This is a genomic window from Marinomonas vaga, assembly GCF_055388305.1.
The window spans coordinates 1,286,294-1,300,957 of the sequence record NZ_AP043903.1 but is presented as its reverse complement, the minus strand read 5'-3'; the positions used below and the strand labels follow the sequence as shown (position 1 = coordinate 1,300,957).

Genomic DNA, 14,664 nt, shown 5'->3' with positions numbered 1-14,664 from the left:
CCCTCTAAGCAATGGGTTTAAGCCAACGCTTATACAAAGCGTCCAATTGCTTCGCCAATTCCATCACGGTATCTGGCTTGCCCAAATGATCGTCTGCTCCCAGCATGGCGCTTCGTGCTCGATCCTCTGCCATGTTCGCGGTGGAAAAGACAACGACCGTTAGGGCATCAAACGTCGACTGCCCTCGCAGCTCTTTGAGCCAATCAGCGCCTTTCTTCCCCGGCATATTTAAGTCTAACAGTAATAAACTGCGCTGCATTCGATCTGGCAAATGTGCTAATTCCGTTAGCACGGCTTCAAATGCCACCTTATTTTGCACATGCAAAAAAGAGATTGGCACATCCAATCGGGTCAACGCGGTTTTAACGAGCAATGCATCTTCCGCATCGTCATCAAACATAATCACTTGAGCTGTGTCATCCTGACGTATATTCATAACTCACTCCCTGTTTTTAACAAACTCTATCACCATCTCGGTGCCCTCATTTTCCACCGATTTCGCGTACAGTTGGCCTCCATGACGCTGTACAATTTTACGACAGATCGCTAGCCCCATTCCCGTTCCTGGGAAGGTACGCATATCATGCAACCGTCGAAAGACTTCAAAAATCTGCTCTGCGTACTCCTGAGCAAACCCTATACCATTATCTTTTACAATAATTCGAAAGACCGATTCATCACTTTGATCGAACACATTAATAACTGGGCGTCGATCATTATGGTGATACTTTAAAGCGTTGCCGATCAAGTTTTGAAACAACTGTCGTATCTGAACCTTATCCACGGCCACCGTAGGCAACTCACCCACGTTAATGTCCGCATCACACTCTTCCACCGCTAATTGCAGGTCTTCCAGCACATCCTCTAACAAATCGTTTAAGCGGGTGTCTTTAAGCGGGTTCGCCTTCGAAGTTACTCGACTGTAGGCCAGTAAATCCGACAATAAGTCCCGCATGCGCTCCGCAGCATTTACTATGTATCCAGAGAATTCCTGCCCCTCTTGATTAAGGTGACCGTATCCCCCTTCTTGTAACAGTTTAGAAAACGAAATGATTTTCCGCAGGGGTTCACGCAAATCATGGGACGCGATAAACGCAAATTCCTGCAATTCACGGTTAGAAGCTTCCAAGGCTTTATTACGCTCTTGAATGCGTTGCTCGTAGGATTTGCGCTCACTAATATCCACCACAGCGGCAACGATCTCAGCCCCATCGTCCAGATCCACAGGATGCAAGCCCACTTCTAGGGGCACCCGTGTGTCATCAAAACGTACCCCGTATAAATCTCGACGGGCGCCCATCATGCGCTTCGATGGATGCTGTTGAAAGGCATCCCTATCATGGTGATGCTGAGCACGTAGCTCTTGGGGTACCAGTTGCTCGACAGACTTCCCTACTAAATCTTGAGGGGTACAACGAAAAATAGACGCCACCATACTATTGGCTTGGGTGATTTTGCCGGTCTTATCTACCACTAGCATGCCATTGGGTGCGGATTCAAAAATGCTGGTCATACGAGTTTTAGCCCGCTCCGTGGCCTGCACTTCACATTCTAATCTGTCTTTCACATCCTTTAATTGCTGGGTTCTAAGGTCCACCTCCTGTTCTAAGGTTTCTGATAAGGTGCTGAGTTCCTCTTCCAATCGCTGTCGCTGATCGTATTCCGCCTGCCAGCGCTGTTGGCTAATGGCAAGCTCTGCTGCTTTTGCTTTTCTGTCACGCATCATCCACAGCAACAAGATCAAGAGTAAAAAATATCCCACCCACATAAAGACACCTATCCCAACGCCGTGGCTGCTCTCCATTACGACTCCTTATCCGTTTGCCCCAGAGGTTCCTTTGATTATAGAAGAAGTTTATTGAAAGAAAGGGTGGCGATTTCGCCAGTTAGGTCTAGCTTGAATGGTGAGTCTGCAGACCTGTGTTTTGAGTCTTCAAACCCCACTTGCAAGACTTTGATACATTTGGTTGCTCTACTTTACCACTTGCGTGCATAAGGTTTGCTACATTTGACTGGTCTTAATGAGTATTCATTATGTCAACACCATAAAATGTTAGTTAATAAGTGCCATAACAATAACAAGGGTTACTAATCATGAAAAAAATTGCATTAGGTCTATCTAGTCTTGCCATCTCCGTTGCTGCAGCCACTGCACATGCAGGAGAAGTAGAAGTTCTACATTGGTGGACATCAGGTGGTGAAGCCGCTTCTATCAACGTATTGAAAGACTTGATGGAAAAAGAAGGCCACACTTGGAAAGATTTCGCTGTTGCCGGTGGCGGCGGTGAGTCTGCGATGACCGTTCTAAAATCTCGCGCAATTGCCGGCAACCCACCTTCTGCCGCGCAAATCAAAGGCCCTACTATCCAAGAATGGGGCGACCTAGGTTTCCTTACTAATCTTGACGCTGTTGCCAAACAAGGCAAATGGGACGTTGTGTTGCCACAAGTTGTGAGCGACGTTATGAAGTACGACGGCCATTACGTTGCGGCACCGGTTAACGTTCACCGCGTAAACTGGATGTGGGCAAACCCTGAAGTATTCAAAAAAGCAGGTGTTGCGATTCCTGGCACTTGGGATGAATTCTTCGAAGCAGCAGACAAAATCAAAGCAGCAGGTTTCACACCACTTGCTCACGGTGGTCAAGCTTGGCAAGACGCGACGCTATTCGAAGCAATCGCTTTGTCTAAAGGCTCTCAGTTCTACAGCGCAGCGTTCATCGGTCTAGATGAAAAAACCCTACGCAGCGACGACATGGTCGACGTTTTCAAAACGTTCAAGAAAACTCGTGACTACGTAGACACTGGTTTCTCTGGCCGTGATTGGAACATCGCAACGTCTATGGTTATCAATGGTGAAGCAGCAATGCAAATCATGGGTGACTGGGCGAAAGGCGAGTTCACTGCAGCAGGCAAAAAAGCGGGCATCGATTACGTATGTTACGCAGCGCCAGGCACAAGTGGCCAATTCACATTCAACATCGACTCTCTAGCGATGTTTGAAGTGGATAACGAAGACGCTCAAAAAGCGCAGCAAGACCTTGCTCGTTTGATGCTTGAGCCAACGTTCCAAGAAACCTTCAACCTAAACAAAGGTTCCATCCCAGCACGTTTGAACATGCCTCGTGACAAGTTCGACTCTTGTGCTCACTCTTCTATGGATGCGTTCCTTGCAAGTTCTACAACAGGCGACCTAGTACCAAGTATGGCACACGGTATGTCTGTGAACTCTATGGTTCAAGGTGCCATGTTTGACGTTGTCACAAACTTCTACAACAGCGACTCAATGACAGCAGAAGACGCTGTTGACCGTTTGGCTCGCGCTGTAAAAGCAAGCATGTACTAATAAGTGCTAACGCACTGAAAACGAGGCCAATCATGGGATTGGCCTCCCTTCTCTCCTCAAAGTAGAAGTACCCATTATGAAGACAAATGCCGCCAAAGCTGGGTCTGGATCGACTCAAGCTGGTCGTCCTGCACGCCTGAGCTTGGCAGACTGGATGCCGAAAATCGTCATGGCACCGACGGCTGTAGCAGCCATCGTGTGTATCTACGGCTACATGATATGGACGGCCGTACTCTCTTTCACAAACTCTCGTATGCTACCAACGTACAAATTCGTTGGTTTTGATCAGTACGAGCGTTTATTTATGAATGACCGCTGGATGGTGGCCCTATCGAACTTGGGCGTATTCGGTGGCTTATTCATCTTAATCTGTCTGTTTTTAGGTGTGATGCTGGCCATCTTTCTGGACCAGAAGATCCGTGCCGAAGGCGCGATCCGCACCATTTATCTTTACCCGATGGCGATCTCATTCATCGTAACCGGTACCGCATGGAAATGGCTGTTGAACCCAACCAATGGTATCGAAAAAATGATGATCGAATTGGGCTTTGAAAACTTCCGTTTTGACTGGTTAACAGACCCAGACATGGTGGTTTACTGTTTGGTCATTGCCGCCGTATGGCAAGCGTCTGGCTTCGTCATGGCCTTGTTCCTTGCGGGTCTACGTGGCGTTGACAGCGAAATGATCAAAGCCGCTCAATTGGACGGTGCGAGCACCTTTACCACTTATCGCCGCATCATTCTGCCATCTCTTAAACCGGTATTTTTCAGCGCCTTGGTGATCTTGTCCCATATTGCGATTAAGAGCTTTGACTTGGTGGCAGCCCTAACCAATGGTGGTCCAGGCTACGCCTCTGACTTACCAGCGAACTTCATGTACGCACACGCCTTTACCCGTAGCCAAATCGGCCTAGGTGCCGCGTCTGCCATGGTGATGTTGGGCTGTGTATTAGCCATTTTGATTCCGTACTTGTACTCAGAACTTCGAGGTGAGCGCCATGAGTAATGTAGCAAAACGCCAAACCTCTGCCCTAGATAAAGTCTTGCGCGTTGTACTATACGCGGGCCTATTAACTATGGCTGCTGTGTACTTGGCACCTTTTATCGTCATGTTGCTAACGTCCCTAAAAGACGTAGAAGAAATCCGTACGGGCACACTTTTGTCCCTACCAGGCTCTTTAAACTTTGATGCTTGGAGCAAAGCCTGGAATGGCGCATGTACCGGTAGCCAGTGTGAAGGTATGGCACCGTACTTCTTTAACTCATTCCAGATCGTTATCCCTGCGGTGGCCATTTCTACCTTGTTGGGTGCTCTGAATGGCTATGTTATTTCCCATTGGAAATTCAAAGGCAGCGACCTGTTCTTCGCCGCTTTGTTGGTAGGCTGTTTCATTCCTTTCCAAGTGATCTTGCTGCCTATGGCACGTACCTTGGGTTGGTTGGGCATTGCCAACACTACGACAGGCTTGGTCATGGTACACGTGGTTTACGGTGTGGCCTTTACGACCTTGTTCTTCCGTAACTTCTACCAGTCGATTCCTGTAGAGCTTGTGAAAGCAGCCCGTCTTGATGGCGCAGGCTTCTTCACCATCTTCTACCGCATTATCTTGCCGGTATCGACGCCAATCATCGTAGTAACGGTTATTTGGCAGTTCACTCAGATTTGGAACGACTTCCTATTTGGTGTGGCATTCTCTGGCTTCGACACACAACCTGTGACGGTAGCCCTCAACAACCTTGTTAACACCAGCTTCGGTGGTAAGGAATACAACGTCGACATGGCTGCTGCCATCATCGCCGCCCTACCGACCCTACTGGTTTACGTATTAGCAGGTAAGTATTTCGTTCGAGGCCTAACGGCTGGCGCAGTGAAAGGCTAAGCGAATCACAGTTGAACTCAGCGCCGGCGACGACATCCGCCGGCCCGTTACAGAATTTGGAGAAATAACATGGCAAGTCTAACCATTGATAATGTAAAAAAGCGCTACGGCCAAACAGAGATCCTAAAAGGCATTAACATCTCTATCGAAGCGGGCGAATTCCTAATCCTAGTCGGCCCATCTGGCTGTGGTAAATCCACCCTGATGAACTCGATTGCAGGCCTTGAAGACGTTTCTGAAGGTCGCATCCTAATTGGCGACAACGACGTGACTTACGCAAGCCCGAAAGACCGTGACATCGCCATGGTGTTCCAGTCCTACGCCTTGTACCCAAACATGACCGTGGCAGAAAACATCTCCTTCGGTTTGGAAATGCGCAAAGTTCCAAAAGAAGAGCGTGAAGCGGAAGTGGAACGCGTGGCAGAGATGCTACAAATCGGCCACCTACTAAAGCGTAAACCAGCGCAATTGTCTGGTGGTCAGCGCCAGCGTGTGGCCATGGGTCGTGCCCTAGCACGTCGTCCTAAAATGTACCTATTCGACGAGCCGCTATCTAACTTGGATGCCAAGCTACGTGTGGAAATGCGTACCGAAATCAAAAAGCTACACCAAAAGCTGGGCACCACCATCGTATACGTAACCCACGACCAGATCGAAGCCATGACCCTTGCGGATCGCATCGCGGTGATGAAAGACGGTGAAGTACAGCAGCTTGGCACGCCACAAGAGATCTACGACAACCCAACGAACCTATTCGTTGCAGGTTTCATGGGCTCACCAGCAATGAACTTCATCCCTGCCAAAGTGGTAGAACAAGCAGGTTCCTACGCTCTGGAATTACAGGCGAGCCAACCTACTATCGTGCCTTTCCCTAAACCAGAAAGCCTAGCGAATCATGTTGGTAAAGAGATCTTACTAGGCTTACGCCCAGAAATGATCACAGAGCCACAGCCACACAAAGAAGGGGCTGATTTCGTTGTGACTGCCGACGTGGACGTAGAAGTGACTGAACCAATGGGTGCGGACACCATGATCCTAACCCGCGTCCAAGGTGCGGAAGTAAACTGTCGCTCTAACCCAGCCTACCCTGCGAAATCTGGCGAAACCATTGCCATGATGTTCGACACCTCAAAAGCGGTTGCCTTTGATAAAGACAGCGGCGTGCGTCTTGATAACTAACGTTTTGCGGTAAGACTACTCAAAACTTTTTAGCCGGCGAAAGCCGGCTTTTTTTGGTTTGAAGGTTAGGATGCTCTAGGATTTTTCAGCGGATCGAAAAGAATTTGTACAGAAGGTCAGAATTAACCTCGAAGTTGGCATAATGTTGAGTTACATTGTTTTACAGGTGAGCGGCGAACTCGCTAGTACAACAAAATTCTTGAAAACCAATTATCCAAATCGAACCAATCTGAAAGGACACAATAATGAACGCAAAACGTTATTTTGCTCAGTTTGCCCTGTCGGGTGTCGTGGTTGCTTTGGCAGGCTGTTCTGTCATGACCACCGAACAAGAAACACCCATGTGGGAAACCGGCAAGGAATACCACCTGACTATTCTTCACACCAATGACCATCACGGTCGCTTCTGGGAAAACCGCAACGGCGAGTACGGCATGGCAGCGCGTAAGACGCTGGTGGACAACATCCGTGAAGAAGTGGCGTTAGAAGACGGCAACACCTTGTTGCTATCCGGTGGTGACATCAACACTGGCGTCCCGGAATCGGACCTACAAGATGCAGAGCCTGATTTTAAAGGCATGAACATGCTGCAATACGATGCCATGGCCCTTGGTAACCACGAGTTCGATAATCCTATTGAAGTCCTCAGACAACAACACGAGTGGGCTGGTTTCCCATTCCTATCTGCCAACATCATCGACGACAGCACTGGCGAGCCATTGTTTGATGCTTACAAGATCTTCACTGTCGATGACCTGCGCGTGGCGGTTGTGGGTTTCACCACAGACGATACCGCTAAGATTGGCAACCCAGAATACCTAACAGGCCTGACCATTAAAAAGCCCGTAGATGTGGCCACAGACCTAATCCCTGAGCTGCGCAAAAAAGCCGACCTAGTGGTCGCAGTAACACACATGGGTCACTACGATAACGGCAACTATGGTGGCAACGCACCAGGGGACGTTACCCTAGCACGCAGTGTGCCGGGCATTGATGTGATCGTCGGCGGTCACTCCCAAAACCCATTGTTTGAGCCAGACGTACAAAGCGGCACCTTAATTCTTCAAGCCCACGAATGGGGCAAATACGTTGGTCGTTTAGACATGACCATCGTTGACGGACAGATCACTGCTTCAGACTACGAGCTGATCCCAGTGAACTTGAAGAAGAAAGTGAAAAAAGCGGACGGCACCAGCGAGCGCGTTTTCATCGATAAAGAAATCGCCAAAGATCCAGCCATGCTAGCCATGCTTCAGCCTTACCAAGACATTGGCCAAGAGAAACTAAACGTAGAAATTGGCTTCACCGATGGCAAACTGATCGGCGAACGCGGCATCGTACGCTCTGAAGAGACCAACCTAGGTAACCTGATCGCTGCTGGCATGATGCAAAAGGTCAACGCTGACGTAGCCATCATGAACGCAGGCGGCATCCGTGATGACATCCCAGCAGGGGTTGTATCCTACAAGTCTGTGCTACAGGTTCAGCCATTTGGTAATGCCCTAGCCTACGTTGACCTAACAGCGGCAGAGCTAACGGATTACCTATCCGCTGCTGCCAGCAAAGAAGCCGGTTCTGGCGCATTTGCTCAGTTCCAAGGGGTTTCTCTGGTACTACAGGATGGCAAGGCCACTAACATCAAAGTGGGTGGCAAAGCCCTTGAAGAGGGCCGCACTTACCGTCTAGCGGTCAACAGCTTCACAGCGTCTGGCGGTGACGGTTACCCGAAAATCACTGATCACCCGAACTACGTGAACTCTGGTTACGTGGATGCGGATGTGTTGGTTGAGTACATCCAAGATTACTCACCCATTTCCGTATCAAATTACGCTCCAACAGGTGATGTTGTCCGTTAATTCGGAATCGACATCTGCTTTTTAAGCACCCACAAAAAAACCCACCTTAAGGTGGGTTTTTTAATGGCTAACCACTCATTGGAGGGACTTACCGAGCGTAGGTAAGCGTCCATGTAAGTGGCTTTGGTAACTTCTCTGACACCAAGGTAGCGGTGTAGGACACCTCACCGTTTTCGGTCAACTGCCATACATTGGTTCGTACACCCCGCTCCGATGCCAGAGTGGTCTCGATTCGGCCATCCGCATATTGGAAAGTGCCACGAATCTCCCTGTCATCGTCCCCTTTCAATAAGGTCTCGCCAGACAGATTGAGCGTCACAGGGTCTTGGTCATCGCATTGCCAAGTAAACTGCTGCGCATCAGATTGCAGTTGCCACTGCTGACACACCACGGTTTCCTTCTCTAATGCCCCACGGGCCAAACCTCGGATAAAGAAATTCATCTCTTTTACCACCGAGTCCACCGCCGCCTCTAACGTGGCTTGGGTATTACCTGCTTGCTGCAATTGCCAGTCACCGTCTAGGGCCGTTTGAGCGGAGACAGACGTGGCGCACAAGGCGCTAAAGGCAATGGTTAGGATTTTGTTATTGTTCATTTTTTGCTCCTCTTCCTTTGTGCATCATGTCATATCTGCCTAGATCGACCATGAACGATAACCGCCGATAACAATGACATTTGCGCTCACGTAGACTACTTTAGGCGCAAAAAAGGGAGCCGCAGCTCCCTTTGTAAAACCCTATAAACTGATTCTCTCCGGCTTAAGCCGACTCTTTGTCTTCAAACAATGCCTTGCGCTGAAGCTCAATGATCTCGCTGATGCCTTTACGAGCCACTGCCAACATGCCGACCATGTGCTCATCACTAAAGGCTTCGCCTTCTGCGGTGCCTTGAATCTCGATGAAGCCACCTTTGTCGTTCATGATCACGTTCATATCCGTTTCAGCACTGGAGTCTTCTGGGTAATCCAAATCCAACACAGGCGTACCTTTATAAACGCCAACAGAGATGGCAGCGATCTGAGACACGATTGGGTTCTCTTTGATCTTCTTGTTCGCCACCAGCTTCGCCACCGCATCCGCCAAGGCCACAAAACCACCAGAAATGGACGCAGTTCGAGTACCGCCGTCCGCTTGAATCACATCACAGTCAATGGTGATAGTGTTTTCACCCAGCTTTTTCAGGTCAATCGCCGCACGCAAAGAACGACCAATCAAACGCTGAATCTCCACCGTACGGCCAGTTTGTTTACCACGTGCCGCTTCGCGATCCACACGACTGTGGGTAGAACGTGGCAACATGCCGTATTCAGCCGTAATCCAACCTTGTCCTTTGCCTTTTAAGAAACGCGGCACACCAGGGACGACAGACGCAGTACAAATCACTTTCGTATCACCGCACTCCACCAGCACGGAACCTTCCGCATGCTTAGTAAAGTTACGAGTAAATTTCATCGGACGTAATTGATCTGCCGCTCTACCACTTGGACGCATATACAAACTCTCTGTTGTTTTACTATTTGAATGGCCGCAATTATAACGAACCTAGCCCAGATTGCCTTCCCATCTTGGTGCAAAAAATGAAAAAGGCCCAGATGTCACAAAAACCACAGAGTGTCCTGACGCAGCAATCCCACTTGCGGTACACTAGCGCCATGTTTCATTTAAGCCGCTAGGAATCTCTATGACTGCGAGTATGACCGCCTTTTCACGCCAAGAAGCCGTGTACGATTGGGGCACCATCAGCTGGGAAATCCGCTCCGTAAACCAACGCTACCTTGAGCCACACTTTCGCCTGCCTGAGCAATTCCGCGAGCTTGAATTCAGCTTCCGTGACACCCTACGTAAAAAGCTCAACCGCGGTAAAGTAGAATGCCAACTGCGCTTCTACGCCGAAGACACTGCCGCCAAAGGCCTAAACATCAACGCTGAAAACGCCCAAGCTCTTGCGAACGCCGTGAAAGAGCTAGGCACATGGTTCGATGGCATCAAGACCCCTTCACCACTGCAAATCCTGCAATGGCCGGGCATCTTAAGCGACGACAGTGCCGATGCTGATGAAATGAAAAAGGCCGTCGTAGCCTTGTTTAACAAAGCACTGGATGAAATGATCGAAGTGCGTAAACGGGAAGGCCAACAACTGAACGTCATCATCGAAGAACGCCTCGACAGCATCGACGCCATCGTCGCGGACGTAAAAGAAAAACTGCCGACCATCATCGCCGCGCAAAAACAAAACCTACTGGAAAAACTCGAAGCCGCACAAGTCGAACTCGACCCCATGCGAGTGGAAGCGGAAATCGTCATGCTGGCGCAAAAAGCCGACGTGGCCGAAGAAGTGGATCGCCTAGCCACACACACCAAAGAAGTGCGCCGCCAGCTTAAAGAAAAAGGCCCCATCGGCCGCCGCCTAGACTTCCTAATGCAAGAACTCAACCGCGAAGCAAATACGCTATCGTCTAAATCGATTGTGGTGGAGACAACCAATAGCGCAGTGGAATTGAAGGTCTTGATTGAGCAAATGAGAGAGCAGATTCAGAATATTGAGTAATTTCGATTAGTCAGTGGATAGCGATGCTATCCACTTGATCCAATCTACCCCACCGCCAGCTTCGCTGCCTGTTGCCACATAAAGTTTGGTATCGGCGTGTTCAACTGCCATGTAATGCTCATCGGTTGTGAGCCGGTGTGCGACACATATTCCACTTCTCCATAGTTCACGAAGCCCATGGTGCGGCCATATTCATCCTTGGTTTGCTCTCGGACAAATAGAAACAGGCGTTTACCGATTACTCGATGATTTACGTAGTCCTTTCCTCGACCGCGGTCAGGTCGTGCGCTGTTCTGTGATTGCCAATGAAACAACTGCTCGTTGATCGCATAGTCATGGTACATAGTCGTCGGTGAAAACTGTTTTTCGTTCTTATCTAAGGTAACAAACAACAGTTCGATATTTTGTTCTGCGATGACAAAAACACCTTCTCGTGCTGGCGGTTGTCTATCAAATGTAGTTGCACCAAATGCCGCTAATATCTGCTCTCTTGCATAGCGGGCATGCACTTTAAGAGGAACATCTGGTAGGCCACACATTTCCAATAATTCGTGTTTGATCCGTGCAAGTTGCCAGCGAATAACATCAGCAAGTTCCTGTGCTACACCTAGGTGGCTGAGCTGCTTAATACTCTGCGCTAACGACGCAAAACCTGCGTCGGGACCCGGCTTTTGCCAGAAGTCATAATGACACATCGCCGCACGGCGATCGTTGACGTGAACATCAGCGAAGTCAGTCTCACAAAGCTGCCCAAGAAAGTTTAAATAGCTATGATCGTCACAGGTGAGAATGCGATTATGAATTGCTTTGCGCACTATTTTAAAGGCATCGTCTATTCGCGCATTCTCTTTGACTTCATCTTTGGCGCTCGCCACTAACTCCGCCCAACTGCCACGTTTGTACAATTCATTTAAGTCAATGTGTGGATGCTGTGCGATAAAGTTCGTCAGCGTCAAAGGTTCCGTAGAATGCTGTGGGAATTGGCGAATCATAGCCGTCAGGCGGCTATTAGTCAGTGTTGCTTGGCGAATATTACTGAGCACCATTTCCTGAGTGCGTTTACTCAGTTCAATACGACAGCCCAGCGGTGCATGAGGAAAACCTTGCTTGATTTCATCACTGATTGCTTTCGGACTTCGCCCTACTAACGCTCTGAATTTATTAGCAAAATCATACTCTGGTTTGGAATTACCAACGAAATCCAACACAGTGCAACACTCTTTGCCTTCCGCCAAGCGCAGACCTCGACCGAGTTGTTGCAAGAAAATCGTGAGACTTTCTGTAGGACGTAAAAACAACAAGGTATCGACTTCGGGAATATCGACGCCTTCATTGAAGATATCAACCACGCACAGTACATTGATTTGGCCACTTCGTAAGACCTGTTGCTTCTGCTGACGCTGATCGCTGTTCTCACTGGTTAAAATATCCGCCTTAATACCCTTTAGGAGAAATTGCTTGGTCATGTAGTCCGCGTGTTCACGACTGACACAGAATGCTAAAGCCTTCATTTGGCTGATATCGGTTACGATCTCCTGCAAACTTAGCACGATCTTATCAACACGAGCTTGATTATGAGTATATAGGTTAGTCAGTTGCCCGATGTCATAACGTCCACGGCTCCATGCAACCTTGCGTAAGTCCGTATCATCATCGATACCAAAATACTGGAATGGCGATAAATGGCGGCGATTAATCGCTTCCGGCAAACGAATTTCAGCTGCGATCACACCACCAAAATCCGCTAAGATATCGCCACCATCGTGACGTTCGGGCGTTGCGGTCAAACCGAGTAAAAGGCTCGGCTGAAAGTACGCTAATACCGCTCGATAGCTATTTGCTTTAATGTGATGAACTTCATCAATGACGATGTAATCGTAGTAATCAGGCGTCAGGTTGAACTGTTCTAACTGATTATTCAGCGTTTGAATGGATACAAACAGCTGACGATAATGAGCAGGAGCGTGGCTGCCAACCCATAGTTCTCCAAACGAGCCATCGCGAAGCACGCCTCGATACGCCGAACGAGCTTGCTTTAGAATCTCTTCTCGGTGCGCCACAAACAAAAAGGTCGCGTTTGGTTTGTCCTTTAAAAAACGCGCGAAATCAAACGCCGAGATCAATGTTTTTCCTGTACCGGTCGCGGCGACAACCAGATTGCGAAAGCGCTGATGCAGAAGACGCTCAACGGCAAGCTGCTCCAAGATTTCGCTCTGATGGGGAAACGGTGTGATATCAAAGAAATGCGCCGCGCTTTGCTCGTCACTACCGCGCTGTTGTCGCAAGGCACGGTTCAGCTTTTCCGTACTGCTGGCATCGCCATCAAAGCGCTCAAATTCATTCGATGCCCAATAGGTCTCAAAGGTGCTGAGCGACTTATCAATTATATGAGGAATTTCTTGGGAAGTGATTTTCAAATTCCACTCAAGGCCGTTAGTGAGCGCCGAGTGAGACAGATTAGAAGAGCCAATATAGCCCGTGTGATAGCCCGTATTGCGTAAGAATAAATAGCTCTTGGCGTGCAAACGTTCACGCTCGGTGTTGTAGCTAAGCTTCACTTCTGTATTAGGTAAGCTCGCTAAATACTCCACCGCCTTAGCATCGGTAGCGCCCATGTAAGACGTGGTGATGACCTTTAGCTCACGGCCACTTGCGGTAAACGCTTCCAGCTCTTTGCGAAAGATGCGAATACCGGCCCATTTGATGAACGACACCAGCCAGTAAATTTTATCTGCGGATAAGATTTCGCGTTTTAGCTCAGACTCTAGTGACAGTCCAGCATTGCTACCGCAAAACAGCTCGCTTTGAGTAAGGCCGGTTAACGGGAAAATGTCTTCAACATACTGCTTAAGATTGGCTGCAACAGGGTTTTCCAGTTCATATAAAGCCGTTAGGATTTTACCTTGGCTATTGATTAGGTTCTCTTCGATCAGGCTATCATCCTGTAAACGCTCTTTAAGCCAAAGTAACAGTTCATTGGATAGCGCGATTTGCTGCTGCAGCTTTCCATCTCCATTCGGTACAGACCCGATAGCATATTCGAGAATATTCGACAGAAAACGCGACAGCCACAGCGAGGCTTCGTTACTAGTGAGTATTCGCTCGCCCACATAAAAACGCTCACGATCCAGACGCTTTTCAACCAGTTGTGTAATCAACTGCTCGTAAATACCCGACTGCTGCATAAAATCCCTTTAACGCCTATTCAATCAATAATGTCACTATATTCCCATATCTCAGCCGAAACCGGGAATACAGTCCCACTTTTACCAATACAGCGGTATGCTTCGTAAGTGCGTATCAATCGCTGTAATCATTGATTTGGTCAGCGGCAGATGGGCTTTCTCTTTGGCCCAAAAGACACCTTGGCGGTTTTGCGCTAACACGCCCACCGACACAATTTCGCCCGTTGAGAGAGTGCGCCCGTTGAGAGAGTGCGCCCCACATTCAACTTTTGGATGGAATTAAAGCTCATCTTTAAGCACCTCATCTATGCTGGTAGGTAAAGCAGAACGATCAAGGTTAGCTTGCGTTAGATGATAAAGCCTATCGAGCGAATCCAGCGATTGCCATAAAAGAAGCAGTTGGCGAAATGAAATTTGTCCGGTGAGTTCAAACTTTTTAATTGTCGAAGCCGGTACACAACTACGCTGGGCCAGCGCCTCTCGCGATAGCTTCTCTTGTTTTCGTAAGCCTCGCAGATAAGTAGCAAAAGCTTGGCTTACATCCGTATCATCTAAAATTGAAAAGTTCATACAAAACCAAAATAGACACAATAATATCCAAAATGAATCAGGATAATTACTACATGATTCAAGAAGAATGCTAAGCACTGATGCTTTGCGCCAGACGAGACA

General features: G+C 48.6%; 12 protein-coding genes. 6 read left to right on the top strand and 6 right to left on the bottom strand.

Going from position 1 to position 14,664, the window contains the following annotated elements:
• Window positions 1–4: 4 nt before the first annotated feature.
• Both ACZ5DR_RS06040 and ACZ5DR_RS06035 read right to left on the bottom strand, forming a co-directional pair.
• Complete coding sequence (locus ACZ5DR_RS06040) at window positions 5–436, bottom strand: response regulator (RefSeq protein ID WP_377366017.1); 432 nt, start codon at window positions 434–436, stop codon at window positions 5–7.
• A gap of 3 nt (window positions 437–439) precedes the next feature.
• Entirely contained in the window at window positions 440–1,804 is a 1,365-nt protein-coding gene (locus ACZ5DR_RS06035; protein WP_377366018.1) for a sensor histidine kinase, read from the bottom strand.
• Between the two features lie 290 nt (window positions 1,805–2,094).
• Here ACZ5DR_RS06035 and ACZ5DR_RS06030 point away from each other — a divergent pair, with 290 nt between their 5' ends.
• From ACZ5DR_RS06030 to ushA, 5 genes are all read left to right on the top strand, one after another.
• Window positions 2,095–3,345, top strand: coding sequence for an ABC transporter substrate-binding protein (locus ACZ5DR_RS06030; RefSeq protein ID WP_377366019.1), 1,251 nt, complete (start codon window positions 2,095–2,097; stop codon window positions 3,343–3,345).
• 76 nt (window positions 3,346–3,421) lie between these two features.
• A complete protein-coding gene (locus tag ACZ5DR_RS06025) occupies window positions 3,422–4,351 on the top strand; it encodes a carbohydrate ABC transporter permease (RefSeq protein WP_377366020.1) in 930 nt (309 codons plus the stop codon).
• Complete coding sequence (locus tag ACZ5DR_RS06020) at window positions 4,344–5,225, top strand: carbohydrate ABC transporter permease (protein ID WP_377366021.1); 882 nt, start codon at window positions 4,344–4,346, stop codon at window positions 5,223–5,225. The genes ACZ5DR_RS06025 and ACZ5DR_RS06020 overlap by 8 nt, the downstream gene beginning before the upstream one ends.
• Window positions 5,226–5,294: 69 nt before the next feature.
• Complete coding sequence (locus ACZ5DR_RS06015) at window positions 5,295–6,404, top strand: ABC transporter ATP-binding protein (RefSeq protein ID WP_377366022.1); 1,110 nt, start codon at window positions 5,295–5,297, stop codon at window positions 6,402–6,404.
• A 245-nt stretch (window positions 6,405–6,649) separates the two neighbouring features.
• Window positions 6,650–8,260 carry a bifunctional UDP-sugar hydrolase/5'-nucleotidase UshA gene (gene ushA / locus ACZ5DR_RS06010; RefSeq protein ID WP_377366023.1) on the top strand — a complete coding sequence of 537 codons (1,611 nt, stop codon included), beginning with the start codon at window positions 6,650–6,652 and terminating at the stop codon, window positions 8,258–8,260.
• Between the two features lie 88 nt (window positions 8,261–8,348).
• Here ushA and ACZ5DR_RS06005 read toward each other — a convergent pair whose 3' ends face one another.
• Together ACZ5DR_RS06005 and rph are read right to left on the bottom strand one after the other, a co-directional pair.
• Complete coding sequence (locus ACZ5DR_RS06005; protein ID WP_377366024.1) at window positions 8,349–8,855, bottom strand: hypothetical protein; 507 nt, start codon at window positions 8,853–8,855, stop codon at window positions 8,349–8,351.
• Window positions 8,856–9,018: 163 nt separating this feature from the next.
• On the bottom strand, window positions 9,019–9,750 hold the full coding sequence (rph, locus tag ACZ5DR_RS06000) for a ribonuclease PH (protein WP_377366025.1): 732 nt from the start codon (window positions 9,748–9,750) through the stop codon (window positions 9,019–9,021).
• 190 nt (window positions 9,751–9,940) lie between these two features.
• Here rph and ACZ5DR_RS05995 point away from each other — a divergent pair, with 190 nt between their 5' ends.
• Window positions 9,941–10,807 carry a YicC/YloC family endoribonuclease gene (locus ACZ5DR_RS05995; RefSeq protein WP_377366026.1) on the top strand — a complete coding sequence of 289 codons (867 nt, stop codon included), beginning with the start codon at window positions 9,941–9,943 and terminating at the stop codon, window positions 10,805–10,807.
• Window positions 10,808–10,851: 44 nt separating this feature from the next.
• Here ACZ5DR_RS05995 and ACZ5DR_RS05990 read toward each other — a convergent pair whose 3' ends face one another.
• On the bottom strand, window positions 10,852–13,992 hold the full coding sequence (locus tag ACZ5DR_RS05990) for a DEAD/DEAH box helicase (protein WP_377366027.1): 3,141 nt from the start codon (window positions 13,990–13,992) through the stop codon (window positions 10,852–10,854).
• A 279-nt stretch (window positions 13,993–14,271) separates the two neighbouring features.
• On the bottom strand, window positions 14,272–14,562 hold the full coding sequence (locus tag ACZ5DR_RS05985) for a helix-turn-helix domain-containing protein (RefSeq protein WP_377366028.1): 291 nt from the start codon (window positions 14,560–14,562) through the stop codon (window positions 14,272–14,274).
• Window positions 14,563–14,664 lie beyond the last annotated feature (102 nt).